The following is a 15898-nucleotide window of genomic DNA, read 5'->3' on the forward strand; positions in this document are numbered from 1 at the left end:
CGGAGCGGACGCTCAGGCGGCGGCCTGGACCTTAGATCTCGTCGATCGAGGCGGCCTCGAAACGGCTGGAGATGTTGATGCCGAGCTCCTCCGCTGCGCGGAAGGCCTCGTCGTCGGTGTCACGCAGGTTCACCGCCGTGCCGTCGGCCGAGAGGACCTCGACGTTCAGGCAGAGCGACTGCATCTCCTTCATGAGCACCTTGAACGACTCGGGGATGCCGGGCTCCTGGATGTTCTCGCCCTTGACGATCGCCTCGTAGACCTTGACGCGGCCGAGGATGTCGTCGGACTTGATCGTGAGGAGCTCCTGGAGGGCGTACGCGGCGCCGTAGGCCTCGAGGGCCCACACCTCCATCTCACCGAAGCGCTGGCCACCGAACTGCGCCTTACCACCGAGCGGCTGCTGGGTGATCATCGAGTACGGGCCCGTCGAGCGTGCGTGGATCTTGTCGTCGACCAGGTGGTGGAGCTTCAGGATGTACATGTAGCCCACCGAGATCGGCGCCGGGAACGGCTCACCCGAGCGACCGTCGAACAGCTGCGTCTTGCCGCTCGAGTCGATCAGGCGCACACCGTCGCGCGTCGGGGTGGTCGAGTCGAGGAGACCGGAGATCTCCTCCTCGCTCGCACCGTCGAACACCGGGGTGGCGACCTTGGTGCCGGGAGCGGCCTCGAAGGCGTCCTTCGGGAGCTTCACAGCCCACTCGGGGTTCCCCTCGACCTTCCAGCCCTGCTTCGCGATCCACCCGAGGTGGGTCTCGAGGACCTGGCCGAAGTTCATTCGACCCGGGATGCCGAGCGGGTTCAGCACGATGTCGACCGGGGTGCCGTCCGACAGGAACGGCATGTCCTCGATCGGGAGGATCTTCGCGATGACGCCCTTGTTGCCGTGACGGCCGGCGAGCTTGTCACCCTCGGTGATCTTGCGCTTCTGGGCGATGTAGACCACGACGCGGCGGTTGACGCCGGAGCCGAGCTCGTCGTCGCCGTCCTCGGCGTTGAACTCCTTGACCGCGATGATCGTGCCCTGCTCGCCGTGAGGCACCTTCAGGGACGTGTCGCGGACCTCGCGGCTCTTCTCGTTGAAGATCGCGCGGAGCAGGCGCTCCTCGGCCGACAGCTCGGTCTCGCCCTTCGGCGTGACCTTGCCGACGAGGATGTCGCCGGGGCGGACCTCGGCGCCGATGCGGATGATGCCGCGCTCGTCGAGGTCCTTCAGCAGCTCCGGGCTGACGTTGGGGAGGTCACGGGTGATCTCCTCCTTGCCGAGCTTCGTGTCGCGGGCGTCGACCTCGTACTCCTCGATGTGGATCGACGAGAGGGTGTCATCCTTCACCAGGTCCTGGCTCAGGATGATGGCGTCCTCGAAGTTGTAGCCCTCCCACGTCATGAACGCGACGAGGAGGTTCTTGCCGAGCGCCAGCTCGCCGTTCTCGGTGGCGGGGCCATCGGCGATGACCTCTCCGGCCTCGACGCGCTCACCGGCGCTGACGACGACCTTCTGGTTGTACGACGTGCCCTGGTTCGAGCGGTCGAACTTGCGCAGATGGTAGTCCTGCGTGCCGCCCTCGTCGAGCATGACGGTGACGCGGTCGGCGGAGACCTCGGTGACGACACCGGCCTTCTCGGCGGTGATCACGTCACCGGCGTCGATGGCGGTGTAGCCCTCCATACCGGTTCCGACGAGCGGCGAGTCGCTGCGGAGCAGCGGCACGGCCTGACGCTGCATGTTGGCGCCCATGAGCGCGCGCTGCGCGTCGTCGTGCTCGAGGAAGGGCACGAGAGAGGTCGCGACGGACACCATCTGGCGCGGCGAGACGTCGATGTAGCCGATCTCCTCGGGGAGGAAGAGGTCCACCTCACCGCTGCCGCCCTTCGGGCGTGCGAGGACGTGGCTCTCGCGGAAGCGACCCTTGGCATCGAGCGGCGCGTTGGCCTGAGCGATGTTGAAGTCGACCTCCTCGGAGGCGGTCAGGTAGTCGATGTGCTCGGTGACCACGCCGCCCTCGACCTTGCGGTACGGGGTCTCGATGAAACCGAACGAGTTGATGCGCGCGAAGGTCGCGAGCGCACCGATCAGACCGATGTTCGGGCCTTCCGGCGTCTCGATCGGGCACATGCGGCCGTAGTGCGACGGGTGGACGTCACGGACCTCGACGCCGGCGCGGTCGCGGCTCAGACCACCGGGGCCGAGTGCCGAGAGGCGACGCTTGTTGGTCAGACCCGCGAGCGGGTTGTTCTGGTCCATGAACTGCGACAGCTGCGACGTTCCGAAGAACTCCTTGATCGCGGCGACGACGGGGCGCACGTTGATCAGGGTCTGCGGCGTGATCGCCTCGATGTCCTGCGTGGTCATGCGCTCGCGGACGACGCGCTCCATGCGCGACAGACCGGTGCGGACCTGGTTCTGGATGAGCTCGCCGACCGCGCGGATGCGACGGTTGCCGAAGTTGTCGATGTCGTCGGTGGCGATGCGGATCTCGGCCTGCTTGCCGCCGCGGATGCCCTCGAACGTCTCGGTTCCGGCGTGGATGCGCACCAGGTACTTGATCGTCGCGACGATGTCCTGCACCGTGAGCACGGAGTCGGTCAGCGGCGCGTCGAGACCGAGCTTCTGGTTGATCTTGTAGCGACCCACCTTGGCGAGGTCGTAGCGCTTCGGGTTGAAGTAGAAGTTGTCCAGCAGCGCGCGGGCGGCCTCGGCGGCGACCTGCTCGCCCGGACGCAGCTTGCGGTAGATGTCGCGCAGCGCGTCTTCCTTGGTGACGATGGTGTCCTTCGCCAGGGTCTCCTCGATCGAGGGGAAGCCGGCGAACTCGGCGAGGATCTCCTCGCTCGACAGGCCGAGGGCCTTCAGGAAGACGGTGACGGACTGCTTGCGCTTGCGGTCGATGCGCACGCCGACCTGGTCGCGCTTGTCGATCTCGAACTCGAGCCATGCACCACGGCTCGGGATCACGCGCGCCGAGACGATGTCCTTGTCGGACGTCTTGTCGGGCGTCTTGTCGAAGTACACACCGGGCGAGCGCACGAGCTGCGAGACGACGACGCGCTCGGAGCCGTTGATGATGAACGTTCCCTTGTCGGTCTGGAGCGGGAAGTCGCCCATGAAGACCGTCTGGGTCTTGATCTCACCCGTGAGGTGGTTCATGAACTCGGCCTCGACGTACAGCGGGGCCGCGTACGTCTTGCCGCGCTCCTTGCACTCCTCGATGGAGTACTTCTCGGGCTCGAGGTACGGGTTCGTGAACGAGAGCTGCATCGTCTCGCCGAGGTCCTCGATCGGGGAGATCTCCTCGAAGATCTCACCGAGACCCGAGACCTCGTTGACGTCGGTGCGGCCGGCCTGCTTGGCCTCCGCGACACGAGCCTTCCAGGCGTCGTTGCCGACGAGCCAACCGAAGGACTCGGTCTGCAGGGCGAGAAGGTCAGGGACCGTCAGCGTGTCGGAGATCTTGGCGAACGAGAGACGGGAAGCTCCGCGTCCGTTCTTGGTGGTGGTGGATGTGGATGCGTTGGGAGCAGCAGCCAAGGGAATAACCTCCGTGAGCCCCGCAGGGCTTCTCGATTCCTTTGTCGTCAGGTGGAGTGCGCGCTCGGATGCTCAACAGAATGCCGACCACCATATGAGGGCAGGGAGAAGCGAGCGCAACTACCAACTATAGACGCGATCTTGCGACATGGCAAGTTCAATCCTTGACCTTCGTCGGATGCTGCGGTAAAAGCCTCGCGCGCGCCCCGCTCCTGTGGTCTCGGAGCGGGGCGCGCGCGGATCAGGAGGCGATGTTCAGCTCGTTGCCCGGGATGGAGGCGAGCAGGCGTCGGGTGTACGGATCGCGCGGATTCGTGAAGATCTCCTCCGACGAGGCGGCCTCGACGAGCGACCCGTCCTTCATCACGCAGACGTAGTCGCTGATGAGCCGCACGACCGCGAGGTCGTGCGAGATGAACAGGTAGCTGAGTCCGTACTCCCGCTGCAGGTCCCCGAGCAGCGTCAGGATCTGGTCCTGCACGAGCACGTCGAGCGCCGACACGGGCTCGTCGCACACGATGAGGTCGGGCGACAGGGCGAGCGCCCGCGCGATCGCGACGCGCTGACGCTGTCCGCCCGACAGCTCGGACGGATAGCGGCGGAGCATCGACTGCGGCAGCGCGACGTCGTCCAGCAGCTGACGGACCCGCTTGCGCCGGTCGGCACCGCTGCCCCTCTTGTAGAAGTCGAGCGGTTCCGCGATCAGGCGCTCGATCGTGAACATGGGGTTCAGGCTCGAGTACGGGTCCTGGAAGATCGGCTGCACGCGCTGGCGGAAGTCGCGCGTCTCGGCGCGGCTCAGCGAGGCGACGTCCTTGCCCTCGAAGCGGATGAGGCCGCTCGTCGGCTCGATGACCTTCAGCAGCATCCGCGCCGTCGTCGTCTTGCCCGAGCCGGACTCCCCCACGATCGCCACCGTCTCGCCCCGCGGGATCGCCAGCGACACGTCGTCGACGGCCACGAAGTCCTCCTTCTGCCCGCGTACCGGATAGACCTTCGTGAGGTTCTCGATCTCGACGATGTTGTCGGCGGAGGCGGGCATCGTCGCGGCATCCGCGTCGTCCCCCGCCGTCGGAGCGGACGGCCGCTCCTCGGCACGGAAGGCCTCCGGCCGCAGCCGAGCGGCGGCGACCGACGGAGCGGCCTTGACGAGCGACTGCGTGTACGGGTGCTGCGGCGCCTCGAGGATCTGTCGCGCGGGCCCCTGCTCGACGACTCGTCCGCGGTGCATCACGATGACGCGCTCCGCCCGTTCGGCCGCCAGTCCGAGGTCGTGCGTGATGAGCAGCACCGCGGTGCCGAGCTCGCGCGTCATCTCGCCGATCTGATCGAGGATGGTCTGCTGCACCGTGACGTCGAGCGCGCTGGTGGGCTCGTCGGCGATGAGGAGGCGCGGCTTGCAAGCCAGCCCGATCGCGATGAGGGCGCGCTGGCGCATGCCTCCGGAGAACTCGTGCGGATACTGCTTCGCCCTCCGCTCCGGGTCGGGAAGGCCCGCGGCCGTGAGTGCTTCGACGACCTTCTCGTTCACGTTCTGCCGGGTCGCGAGGCCATGGGCCAGCAGCGACTCGGCGACCTGGGTGCCGATCTTGGCGACAGGGTTGAGGTTGGACATCGGATCCTGCGGCACGAGGCCGATGTCGCGGCCGCGGATCATGCGCAGCTCGTTCTCCGGCGCGTGCGCGATCTCGCGGCCGTCGAGCCGGATGCTGCCCGCGGCCACGCGTCCGCCGCCGGCGAGCAGCCCGATGATGGCCATCGCCGTCGTGGACTTGCCCGAGCCCGACTCCCCCACGATCGCGACGGTCTGACCGGCGGCGATCTCGAGGTCGACGCCCTCCACGGCGTGCACGACGCCGTCCATCGTGGCGAAGTCGACGGCGAGGCCCTCGACGGACAGGAGCGGTTCGCTCGACATCGGGTTCTCCTTCGCGGCGGTCATCGCGCCCTCGTCCTCGGGTCCATGGCCTCGCGCAGCGCCTCACCGAACAGCGTGAAGCCCAGCGCGGTGACGGCGATGCAGATGCCGGGGAAGAAAGCCAGCCAGGGGGCGATCGCCAGCTCGTTCTGCGCGTAGGTGAGCATGCGCCCCCACTCCGCCGTCTCGGGGCGTCCGCCGCCGAGACCGAGGAACGAGAGGGCCGCGGCGTCGATGACCGCCGTGGCGAGGGTCAGCGTCCCCTGCACGATGACGGGTCCGATCGCGTTGGGCAGCACGTGCGACATCGTGATCTGGCCGCGTCCGAGACCGAGGGTCTGGGCGGAGAGGACGTAGTCGCTCGATCGCTGCTGCAGCATCGACGCGCGGAGGAGCCGGGCGAAGATCGGGACCTGCGACGCGCCGATCGCGATCATGACGGCGAACGGCGTCTGACCGAGGATCGCCGCGATCGAGACCGCGAGCAGCAGGTTGGGCACCGAGAGGATGATGTCCACGATGCGCATGATGACCGTGTCGACCCAGCCGCCGAACGTGCCGGCGAGGAGTCCGAGGATCATGCCGCCGACGAGTCCGAGCGCGGTCGAGATGACGCCGACCAGCAGCGAGGCCTGCGCACCCCAGATGAGCTTCGACAGAACGTCGCCGCCGAAGCGGTCGAGGCCCAGCGGGAACTCCGGCAGCTCGCCCGGACCCGGGATGTGGGTCGGGGTGATCGACTTCGCTCCGGGGAGCGCCGTCTCGGGGTACGGCGCGAGCAGCGGGGCGAGCGCCGCCACGAGGAGGAACGCGAGCACGATGCCCGCGCCGATCCAGGCGGTGGGGTTGCGGCGGAGGCGGCGGAAGACGTCCCGCCAGAAGCCGCCTGGCCCCTCTTTCAGGTCGGACTGCGCGATGGCGACGGTGTCGATCATCCCGCCGCCCTGTGCGGGTGGGAGCGCGACGCTCATGACGTCACCTCTTTTCGGAGAACGAGCCGGGTCATCACTGCACCCGCACTCTCGGATCGATGAAGCTGTACGACACGTCGACCGCCAGGTTGATCAGCGCGTAGGCGATCGCGATGAAGATGATGAAGCCCTGCAGCACCGGGAAGTCCCGCGTGAAGATGGCTCTCGCGAGGAACGAGCCGATGCCCGGGAACGCGAAGACGGTCTCGGTCAGCACGGCGCCGGAGATCAGCAGCCCGGTCTGCAGACCGATCGTCGTGATCACCGGGAGCATGGCGTTGCGCAGGATGAACCGGTTGCGCAGCGTCTGCGCTCCGACGCCCTTCGCCCGCCCGGTGCGCACGTAGTCCGCGTTCTGGACCTCGAGCACGCTGGCCCTGGTGATGCGCACGATGATCGCGAGCGGGATCGTGCCGAGCGCGAGCGCCGGGAGGACGAGATGCAGGATCGCATCCCACGCGGCATCGAACTCGCCCGTGATGATCCCGTCCCACACGTAGAACCCGGTGGGGTGGGTCGCGTCGATGCGCGGGTTCTGCCGACCGTCCGAGGGCAGCCACCCGAGCTGCACCGCGAACACGTACTTGAGGATGAACGCGAGGAAGAACACCGGGATGGTGATGCCGATGAGGCTCATGACCACCGAGGCGTGGTCGGTGAACCGTCCGTGGCGCCGGGCCGCCCAGTACCCGAGCGGGATGCCGACGCCCACCGCGAAGATGAGCGCCACGACGCTCAGCTCGATGGTCGCGGGGAAGCGCCGGAAGAACTCCTCCACCACGGGTCGGTTCGTCTGGATCGAGGTGCCGAAGTCGCCCTGGAGCAGACGTCCGACCCAGATGAAGTACTGCTCGATGAGGGGCTTGTTGAATCCGTAGAGCTCGTTGACCCTGGCGATGGCGTCGGGCGTCGCCTTCTCGCCGAGGAGGGCGACCGCAGGGCCGCCGGGAAGGGCCCTGACCCAGGCGAACAGCAGGATGCTGAGGCCGATCAGGGTGGGGATGAGGAACAGCAGTCGCCTGCCGATGGTGCGCAGCAAGAAGTTCTCCGTCGATCAGAGGGACGTCGGATCGGGGCCCTGCGGCGAGCGCGGGGCCCCGATCCGACGGATCCGTCGGGTCAGTCCTACTTCGTGAGGACGATGTCGGTGAAGACCTCGTCGTTCACCGGGCTGGCCGGGTAGCTCTCGACACGCGGGTCGAAAGCCAGGGTCGGCGCCGGGTGCGCGAGCGGGACACCGGGGATGAACTGCGCGACATCCTCGTTGATCTCCTCGTAGAGCGCCGTCTGGTCCTCGAGGCTGGAGACGCCGCGCGCCTCGGTCAGCTTCTGGAACAGCTCGGGGTTGTCGAAGCCCCACTCGGAGCTCTGCTGGCCGAAGAACACGCCGACGAAGTTGTCGGTGTCGTTGTAGTCGCCGGTCCAGCCCAGCAGGTGGATGCCGTGGTCGGCGGTGCCGGTGGTGCGGTCGAGGTACTCGACCCATTCCTCGGAGACCGGGGTGGTCTCGACGCCGACCTCGGCCAGCTGGGACGACAGCACGGTGAAGATCTGCTCGGGGTCCGGCATGTACGGACGCGACACATTGACCGGGTAGTTGAAGTCGAGCTTCAGCGGGTTGGCCTCGGTGTAGCCGGCCTCCGCGAGCAGCGACTTCGCCTTCTCGGGGTCGAAGTCGTAGGTCGTGACGTCGGGGTTGTACCCGTTGACGACCTTCGGCACGAACTCGATGGCCTTCTCGGTGCCCTCGGGCAGCACCTGGCTGATCAAGGCATCCTTGTCGATCGCGTAGGAGAGCGCCTCGCGGACCTTCGGGTCCTGCAGCGCGGGGACGGCCTGGTTGAACGCGAGGTAGAGGATCGTGAAGGGCGGGCGGGACACCATGGTGAAGCCGTTCTCCTCGAGCGCTGCCGTGTCGGCAGGGCCGACGAGGTCGTAGCCGTCGATCGATCCGGACTCCAGTGCCTGGCGGCGCGCCGTCGGGTCGTCGATCGTGCGGAAGATGATCTCGTCGATCTGTCCGGCATCGCCCCAGTAGTCGCCGTAGGCCTTCAGCCGCACCTGCTCGCCCGGAGCCCACTCCTCGAACTGATAGGGCCCCGTGCCGACAGGGTTCCCCATCGCGTACTCGGAGAGCACAGGAGCCTCGGCAGAGCCGCTCACGTCATCGGCGCCGAACTCGGCGAGCGCCGACGGGCTCTGCATGGCGAACGACGGGAGCGACAGGGACGCGACGAAGCCGGCGAACGGCTTGTTCAGCTCGATGGTGACCGAGTAGTCGCCGTCGGGCGTGCAGGACTTGTAGACGGCGTCCTCCGGGTTCTCGGCGTAGCCCTTGAAGAGCTTGTTGTAGTAGTAGCCGAACGCCTCGGACGCGGCGAGACCGGTCCAGTTGTACCAGCGGTCGAAGTTCGCGCAGACGGCCTCGGCGTTGAACGGCGTCCCGTCGTGGAACGTGACGTCCTCCTTGAGCTGGAAGGTGTGGCTCATGCCGTCCTCGGACGACTCCCACGACTCGGCCAGGAGCGGGGCGGGGTCGGCCGTTCCCGGCTCGGTGCCGACGAGGCCCTCGAAGATCTGACGCGACACGCGGAAGCTCTCGCCGTCCTGGGCGAAGGCCGGGTCGAGGCTCGCGGGATCGGAGGACGCGGCGAACACGAACGTGCCGTCCACATCGCCGGATCCCTCGGAGCTGTCGTCACCGCGCTCGCTGGCGACGCATCCGGAGAGGACCAGTGCGGCGAGCGCCGCCCCGGTGACGGCGAGGAGTCCTCGCCGACGCATGACTGTGTGGTGCATTGTGTGACCTTCCTGTCGAGCGCATCAGTGCGCGTCCCGAAGACATCGTCGACTTCGGAAACGGTGATTCCTTGAAACTACCCAGTGGGCAGACCCAAGCCAAACACCTGGAGGTTTCATTCCTGTTACGGATGCCCGGCGGTGGCCGATCGGGTAATCTCCAGAGCGTGCCCGACTCGTCGCCTCTCGCCGTCTGCGTGGGCGAGGGCCTGGTCTCCTTCGTCCCTGCCACGGCCGCACCCCTCGAAGAGGCACGGACGTTCCACCGCTCGCTCGCCGGTGCCGAATGGAACACCGCGATCGCCCTCGCGTCGGCCGGCGTCCGCGCCGCGGTCGTCTCCCGCGTCGGCGACGACGGGTTCGGTCGCTTCCTCCGCGCCGAGCTGGACAGGCACGGGGTCGACGCCTCCGCGGTGCAGGTCGACCCCGAAGCGCCCACCGGCCTCTACGTGAAGGAGCTGTCGCCTCGACCGGACGGCTCGGTGGACGGCACCATGCACTACTACCGCTCCGGCTCGGCCGCAGCCGCACTGTCGCCGGAGACGCTCGCGTCCGACGCCGCATCCGCCCTTCTCGCCGAGGCGGCGCTCGTGCACACGTCGGGCATCACGCCCGCGCTGTCGGACACCGCGCGCGCCGCGCAGGACTCGCTGTTCGACGATCGGCGCGACGGGCGCCTGCTGAGCTTCGACGTCAACTGGCGGCCCGCGCTGTGGCGGGGCCGCGAAGATCACGGGCGCGCCGTGATCGCCGACTACGCGCATCGCGCCGACGTGCTGTTCTGCACGCGACCCGACGCCGAGGCGGTGTTCGGCACGGCCGACCCCGATCGCCTGCGCGCGCTCTTCGCGGAGCCGCGCTTCGTCGTCGTGACGAGCCCGCGAGGTGCGACCGCGTTCGACGGAGAGGACCGCACGGACAGCGCCGCCCTCGACGTGCCCGTCGTCGAGAGCATCGGCGCGGGCGACGCGTTCGCGGCCGGCTTCCTCGCCGGCATCCTCACCGGTCTCTCTCTCACCGGCAGCCTGGCGCGCGCGCATCGCATCGCCACGCGGGCCCTCGCGAGCACGCGCGACCACGTCGACTGACGCCGGACCGCCTCGGAGGCCAGGGCGGATCAGCGGCGTCGTCTCCCCGGTGCCGCTGCATCGTGGGTCAGCTGCAGCGGGATCACGACGGGCTCCCCGCGGTGCTGCACCACGCGGACGAAGAGGATGTCGACGAGCGCGAGCTGTGCGATGCGGCTCGACATCGCGGCCATCCGGAACGGCGATTCGTGGGCGTGGGTGAGAAGCACGACGTCCGCCGCCCGTGCGAGAGTCGAGTCCGCGGCACTCGTGATGGCGACGGCGAGAGCACCCGCGTCACGCGCCACCTCGAGGGCCCGGACGACCTCTCGCGTCTCACCCCCGTGCGAGAACGCGATCGCGACGTCGCCCGGTCCCCGCAGGGAGGCCGTCGTCAGCGCCAGATGCGGATCGGGCGAGTGCGCGACCGAGCAGCCGATCCTGGCGAGCTTCTGCTGCAGATCCTGCGCGGTGAGCGACGATGCGGCCTGACCGAAGAGGTCGATGTGGCGCGCGGCCACGACCGCCAGCGCGACCCTGTCGAGGGCGACGGCGTCGAGACCCAGCGCGGTCTTCTCGATCGCGTCGACCTCCTGCGCCGCCAGCTTCGCGGCGACCGTGGCGGGTTCGTCCTCGGGGTCGATCGCTGTGGTGTCCAGGCTGAAGCGGGCCTGCTGGGCCTGCGCCAGCGTGACGGTGCGGGCGACAGCGACACGGAGCTCGCGGTACCCGCTGAATCCGAGCGACTGGGCGAAACGTGCGACCGTGGACAGCGATGTGCTGCAGAGCTGCGCGAGGTCGTTGATGGCGAGGTCCACGACGAGCGTGGGGTCGCCGAGGATCGTCTCCGCGACGCGCGCCTCGGCGGCGCTCAGCCGGGGAACGGATCGGCGCACCAGCGCGAGAACATCGGCGTCCACGGGTGCCATCCTGCCTCAGTCGGCCGGACCTTCGCCGCCGGGTGACGATGCGTTTCGCGCGCCGGGCGCGCGCAGCATGTCGCGCGCGACCTCGGCGCCGATGCGGCTCGCCGCGCCGACCTCGATCGCGGGGAGGCCGAGCGATCGCTCGGCGGGCAGCCCGACGTTGACGACCACGGCGTCCGGATCCCTCTCCGCGGCGCGGGCGACGAGAGCGCGCTGGTCCTCGTCAACGTCGGGACGGTCGATGAGGAGGACCGTGAGGCCGTGCGCGGCCACCGCCGCGTCGAGCGCGGCATCCTGCTCCTCGAGCGGCGTGCGGGCGACGTCGACGCGCACGCGGTGGCCGCCGTCGGCCAGGGCGTCGGCGACGTAGGACGCCGCGCTGTCGACGGCGAGGGTCGAGCGACGGCGGGCGTCCACGACCGACAGGGCCGATGCGCCGGCGCTCGCACCCGACACGGCGCGGCTCACGACGCCGGCGCCGTCGAACGTCTCGGACGCGTCGGATGCCGATGCGGATGCCGCGCGGGCGCGCAGCGTGCTCGCCAGCGCGCGGTTGCGTCGCACCGCCTCCTCCACGCGCTCGCGCGAGAGCGTCCCGTCCCGCAGCGCGGCGACGATGCCGTCCCGCGTCGCAAGGAAGTCCCGCACGTCCTGATCCGGTGCGGCCGCGGAACCCGGGTTGGTCGGGTTGCCGATGCACAGCAGATCGGCGCCGGCGGCGAGGGCCCTCGCCGCTCCCCCGCCCAGGCCGACGGTCTCTCGGATGGCCGCCATGTCGAGCGCGTCGGAGATGATGACGCCCTCGAAGCCCCAGTCCCTGAGCATGCCGAGCACGCGGGGGTTCAGGGTCGCGGGCTCGGGTCCCCACTCCGGCACGACGATGTGTGCGGTCATGATCGAGTCGACGCCGGCCGCCACCGCGCGGCGGAACGGCTCGAGGTGCACCCGCTCGAACTCGCCGATGTCGAGCGAGATCACCGGCAGCGCGTGGTGCGAGTCGAGATGCGTGTCGCCGTGCCCGGGGAAGTGCTTGACGCAGGCGGCCACCGGTGCGCTCTGGATCCCCTCGATCTCGGCGATCACGTGCCGCGCGACGAGCTCGGCATCGCCTCCGAAGGAGCGCACGCCGATCACGGGGTTGCGGGCGTCGGTGTTCACGTCGGCCACCGGTCCGAGCACGACGTTGGCTCCGACGTCGACGAGCCGTCGCGCGAGCTCCGCACCGGTCGCGCGCGTGGCCGCCACGTCGTCGATGCGCCCGAGCTGCGCCGCCCCCGGAAGGGTCGACCCCGTGGCGGACTCGAGCCTCGTCACGCTGCCGCCCTCTTCGTCGATGCCGATGAGGGCGTCGGGGTTGGCCCGGATGATCGCCTCGCTGAGTCCCGCCAGGCCGTCGCCGACGTTCTGTCCGAAGTACACCACGCCCGCGAGCCCGTCGCGGAGCTCGTGCAGAAGCCATTCCGGCGCCTCGGTGCCGAGGAAGCCGGGCCACAGCACTCCGTTGGCCAGACGGGTGAGGTCGTCGGTCATCCCTTCACGGCTCCCGCGACCATGCCGGCCGAGAGGCGACGCTGCACGATCACGAAGAAGATCATGACCGGGACGGTGATGATGGTCGAGGCCGCCATGATGCTGCCCCAGTCGTTCGCGTGCAGCCCGAAGAACGACTTCAGGCCGATCGAGACCGTGTACTGATCGGTGGCGCTGCCGAGGATCGTCATCGCGAAGATGAACTCGTTCCAGGCGGTGATGAAGCTGAAGATGCTGGTGGCGACGAGGCCGGGCATCACCAGCGGCAGGAGGATCGACCGGAACATGCGCCACCAGCTGGCGCCGTCGATGTACGCGGCCTCCTCCAGCTCGACGGGAACGGCGGCGACGAAGCCGCGCAGCATCCAGATGCCGAAGGCCAGCGACAGCGCGACGTAGACGACCATCAGACCCAGGATGCTGTTCAGCAGGCCCAGGCTCTTGACCTGGAGGAACAGCGGGATGACGAGAGCCTCGAGCGGCACCATCTGCACGACGAGGATCATCATCAGGATCGTGGTGCGGAACCTGAACTTGAAGCGGGCGACCGCGACGGCGGCGAGCAGACAGACGAGCGCGCTCACCAGCACCGTCACGAGGGCGACGATCGCGGAGTTGCGCAGATACGTCCCGAAGCCGCCGTCCGTGAGGACGAACGCGAAGTTGTCGAACGTGAACTCCTGCGGGAGCAGCGACTGACCGCCGCTGGACGCCTTCGCGTCGAGAGCGCTCGACACCATCCAGTAGACGGGGAAGAGCGTGAAGAGCAGGACGGCGGCGACCGCGACGCCGGTGCCGACGCGCGACATGACAGACGGGCGCGGGTTCACAGCTCGTCCTCCTTCATGAGGGAGCGGATGTACACGATCGTGATGCCGATCAGGACCAGGGTGAGCAGCACGGCGAGCGCCGCGCCGAATCCGTAGCGGTTCTGGCCGAACGACTCGACGTACGACCAGACGCCGAGGTTGAGGACCGACCGGTTGCCGCCACCGCCGCCCGGCATGAGGTAGACCTGGGCGAAGACCTTGAAGTCCCAGATGGTGGAGAGGATGATCACGACCGAGAACACGGGCTTGAGGGTCGGGAAGATGATCTTCCAGAAGCGCATCCAGGCGTTCGCGCCGTCGAGCGCCGCGGCCTCGAGCATCTCCTTCGAGACGCCCAGGAGTCCCGCGAGCACCGTGATGGCGACGAACGGGAACCCGTGGTGCACGACGTTGAGGAGGACGATCGCGTAGAAGGACCACTGGTTCGTGAACCAGTTGACGGGCTCGTCCATGAGGCCGAGGTTCTGCAGGACGGCGTTGAAGATGCCGCGGTCGGCGTCGAAGATGAACGTCCAGACGTACGTGCCGGTCACCGCGGGCATCGCCCAGGCGACCATGATGCAGCTCGAGACGATGGTGCGCCACACCGTGCCGAGGCGCGCGAGCAGCAGAGCGACGAGCGTGCCGACGGCGACCGTGACGAACACGGCGACCGCTGCGAAGCCGACGGTGTTCGGGAGGACGACGGTCCACAGCGTCGGGTTGGTGAGCGCCTCGACGTAGTTCTCGAAGCCGATCCAGTTGCTCTCACCCGTGTTGATCTCGCGCAGGCCGTAGTCCTGCAGGGAGTAGATGAAGACCTGGACGAGCGGCCAGAGCATGAGCACCGCGAGGATGACCAGGCCCGGGGCGAGGAGGAGCCAGGGGCGGGCCGTGAGCAGCGAGAGTCCTCGCTTCTGCGGCCGGCCGCCGGCCACGGAGGCGGAGGTGGGCTCCGCCTTCGTGGCCGGCAGTGGCGCGTGCACCATCGACATGGAGTGATACAGCCTTACTGGTTGAGCAGCTCGGTCATCTCAGCGGCGGCGTCCTTCGTCGCCGTGGCGACGTCCTTCTGTCCGCCGAGGATGGCCTGGATCATCGAGTTGGTCGTCTTCTTCGCCTGCACGGCGCCGAAGTTCGGGGTGACCGGGACGGATGCCCCGCCCTCGACCATCTGCTCGGCGAACGGCGCGACCAGCGGGTCGGTCGAGGCGAGTGCCTCTTCCATCGCCGACTGCACGCCGGGGAAGTAGCCGGTCTCGTCCGCCCACTTCTCGGCGAACTCGCCCGTGGTCATGAGCTTGACGAACTGCCAGGCGAGGTCGGCGTTCTCGGTCGTGTTGAAGACCGAGAGGTGCGAGCCGCCGAGCACGGACGGGGCGATGCCGCCGTCTTCGCCGGGGATCACGGCCGCGCCGATCTTGCCCTCGAGGTCGGGGTTCGCCTCGATGAGCGCCTTCGGAGTCCACGAGCCGGACAGCATCATGGCGACGTTGCCCTGCGTGAACGCGTCACGGAGGTCCGTCTCCTTCCACGTGGTGGCACCGGCCGACGAGAAGCCGTACTCGGTCGCGAGTCCGGTGTAGAACTCGATACCGGCCTGCGACTCCTCGCTGTCGAGCTCGCTGGTCCACGTGTCGCCGTCCTTCGTGGCGACCTCTCCACCGGCGCCCCACACCCACGGGTACACCTGGAACTCGGCGTCGCCCGGGACCGGGAACGGCAGCATGTCGGGCTTGGCCGCCTTGATGGCCTCACCGGCCGCGACGATGTCGTCCCACGTCTTGGGCGCCTCGAGTCCGAGCTCCTCGAACACGTCGGCGCGGTAGACGAGCGAGCGCACACCGGCGTACCAGGGCATGCCGTAGAGCTCCTCGTCGTACGTGCCGGCGACGGCGAGGCCCTCGACGAGGTCGTCGCGAAGCCCATCCTCGGCGTCGACGTACTCGTCGAGCGGCTCGAGCGCGCCGGCGTCCGCGAACTCCGCGGTCCAGGTGGTGCCGGTCTCGGCGATGTCCGGCGTGGTGCCGCCGGCGATCGAGGTCACGAACCGGTCATGGGCGTCCGCCCACTGGACCTCCTCGATCTTGACGGTCGCACCGGTCTCCTCCTCGAAGGCCTCCGACACGGCGTCGTAGAACGCCGTCGAATCGGGGTTGGTGCCCTTCATGATCCAGACGGTGAGCTCCTGGCCCTCTCCGTCGACTGCCCCGCCGTTGTCCGTGCCGCTACCGCCGGCACAGCCCGCGAGGCCCAGGGTGGCCACGGCGCCGAGCGCCACGGCCGAAAGAATGCGCTTGTGCATCAGGGATCTCCTCTTTGAACGTCCTGGTGGCATCGGGAGCC

General features: G+C 68.6%; 11 protein-coding genes. 1 reads left to right on the forward strand and 10 read right to left on the reverse strand.

Going from position 1 to position 15898, the window contains the following annotated elements:
* Positions 1–31: 31 nt before the first annotated feature.
* The 5 genes from rpoB to A4X16_RS14320 all read right to left on the reverse strand — a co-directional run bounded on the left by rpoB (position 32) and on the right by A4X16_RS14320 (position 9220).
* Positions 32–3532, reverse strand: a complete 3501-nt coding sequence (gene rpoB, locus A4X16_RS14300; protein WP_067121624.1) for a DNA-directed RNA polymerase subunit beta — start codon at positions 3530–3532, stop codon at positions 32–34.
* A 241-nt stretch (positions 3533–3773) separates the two neighbouring features.
* The gene (locus A4X16_RS14305; protein ID WP_067121626.1) at positions 3774–5474 is read right to left on the reverse strand and encodes an ABC transporter ATP-binding protein; all 1701 of its coding nucleotides are present in this window, start codon (positions 5472–5474) and stop codon (positions 3774–3776) included.
* Entirely contained in the window at positions 5471–6421 is a 951-nt protein-coding gene (locus A4X16_RS14310; RefSeq protein WP_067121628.1) for an ABC transporter permease, read from the reverse strand. Before A4X16_RS14310 ends, A4X16_RS14305 begins: the two co-directional genes overlap by 4 nt.
* Before the next feature lie 34 nt (positions 6422–6455).
* Positions 6456–7460, reverse strand: coding sequence for an ABC transporter permease (locus A4X16_RS14315; RefSeq protein WP_067121630.1), 1005 nt, complete (start codon positions 7458–7460; stop codon positions 6456–6458).
* An 86-nt stretch (positions 7461–7546) separates the two neighbouring features.
* Positions 7547–9220 carry an ABC transporter substrate-binding protein gene (locus tag A4X16_RS14320; RefSeq protein WP_067121631.1) on the reverse strand — a complete coding sequence of 558 codons (1674 nt, stop codon included), beginning with the start codon at positions 9218–9220 and terminating at the stop codon, positions 7547–7549.
* Positions 9221–9387: 167 nt separating this feature from the next.
* Here A4X16_RS14320 and A4X16_RS14325 point away from each other — a divergent pair, with 167 nt between their 5' ends.
* Positions 9388–10308, forward strand: a complete 921-nt coding sequence (locus A4X16_RS14325) for a sugar kinase (RefSeq protein WP_067121632.1) — start codon at positions 9388–9390, stop codon at positions 10306–10308.
* 29 nt (positions 10309–10337) lie between these two features.
* On the opposite strand, the gene A4X16_RS14330 is transcribed toward A4X16_RS14325, so the two are convergent.
* The 5 genes from A4X16_RS14330 to A4X16_RS14350 are packed head-to-tail and all read right to left on the reverse strand — an operon-like array spanning position 10338 to position 15857.
* Positions 10338–11207, reverse strand: a complete 870-nt coding sequence (locus tag A4X16_RS14330; protein WP_082914481.1) for a MurR/RpiR family transcriptional regulator — start codon at positions 11205–11207, stop codon at positions 10338–10340.
* Positions 11208–11222: 15 nt separating this feature from the next.
* Positions 11223–12743 (reverse strand): glycoside hydrolase family 3 N-terminal domain-containing protein, encoded by a 1521-nt coding sequence (locus A4X16_RS14335; RefSeq protein WP_067121634.1) that lies wholly within the window; start codon positions 12741–12743, stop codon positions 11223–11225.
* Complete coding sequence (locus tag A4X16_RS14340; RefSeq protein ID WP_067121635.1) at positions 12740–13573, reverse strand: carbohydrate ABC transporter permease; 834 nt, start codon at positions 13571–13573, stop codon at positions 12740–12742. Before A4X16_RS14340 ends, A4X16_RS14335 begins: the two co-directional genes overlap by 4 nt.
* On the reverse strand, positions 13570–14547 hold the full coding sequence (locus A4X16_RS14345; RefSeq protein WP_067121636.1) for a carbohydrate ABC transporter permease: 978 nt from the start codon (positions 14545–14547) through the stop codon (positions 13570–13572). Before A4X16_RS14345 ends, A4X16_RS14340 begins: the two co-directional genes overlap by 4 nt.
* A gap of 14 nt (positions 14548–14561) precedes the next feature.
* On the reverse strand, positions 14562–15857 hold the full coding sequence (locus A4X16_RS14350) for a sugar ABC transporter substrate-binding protein (protein WP_067121639.1): 1296 nt from the start codon (positions 15855–15857) through the stop codon (positions 14562–14564).
* Between the last annotated feature and the right edge of the window lie 41 nt (positions 15858–15898).

It is taken from the genome of Microbacterium sp. H83 (assembly GCF_001650405.1).
Classification (GTDB): domain Bacteria; phylum Actinomycetota; class Actinomycetes; order Actinomycetales; family Microbacteriaceae; genus Microbacterium.

What these genes read in the sequence shown, in the direction of transcription:
- A4X16_RS14345 (WP_067121636.1), bottom strand. Translation starts at nt 14,547, where the DNA reads ATGTCGATGGTGCACGCGCCACTGCCGGCCACGAAGGCGGAGCCCACC.
- A4X16_RS14350 (WP_067121639.1), bottom strand. Translation starts at nt 15,857, where the DNA reads ATGCACAAGCGCATTCTTTCGGCCGTGGCGCTCGGCGCCGTGGCCACC.
- A4X16_RS14310 (WP_067121628.1), bottom strand. Translation starts at nt 6,421, where the DNA reads ATGAGCGTCGCGCTCCCACCCGCACAGGGCGGCGGGATGATCGACACC.
- A4X16_RS14305 (WP_067121626.1), bottom strand. Translation starts at nt 5,474, where the DNA reads ATGACCGCCGCGAAGGAGAACCCGATGTCGAGCGAACCGCTCCTGTCC.
- A4X16_RS14335 (WP_067121634.1), bottom strand. Translation starts at nt 12,743, where the DNA reads ATGACCGACGACCTCACCCGTCTGGCCAACGGAGTGCTGTGGCCCGGC.
- A4X16_RS14320 (WP_067121631.1), bottom strand. Translation starts at nt 9,220, where the DNA reads ATGCACCACACAGTCATGCGTCGGCGAGGACTCCTCGCCGTCACCGGG.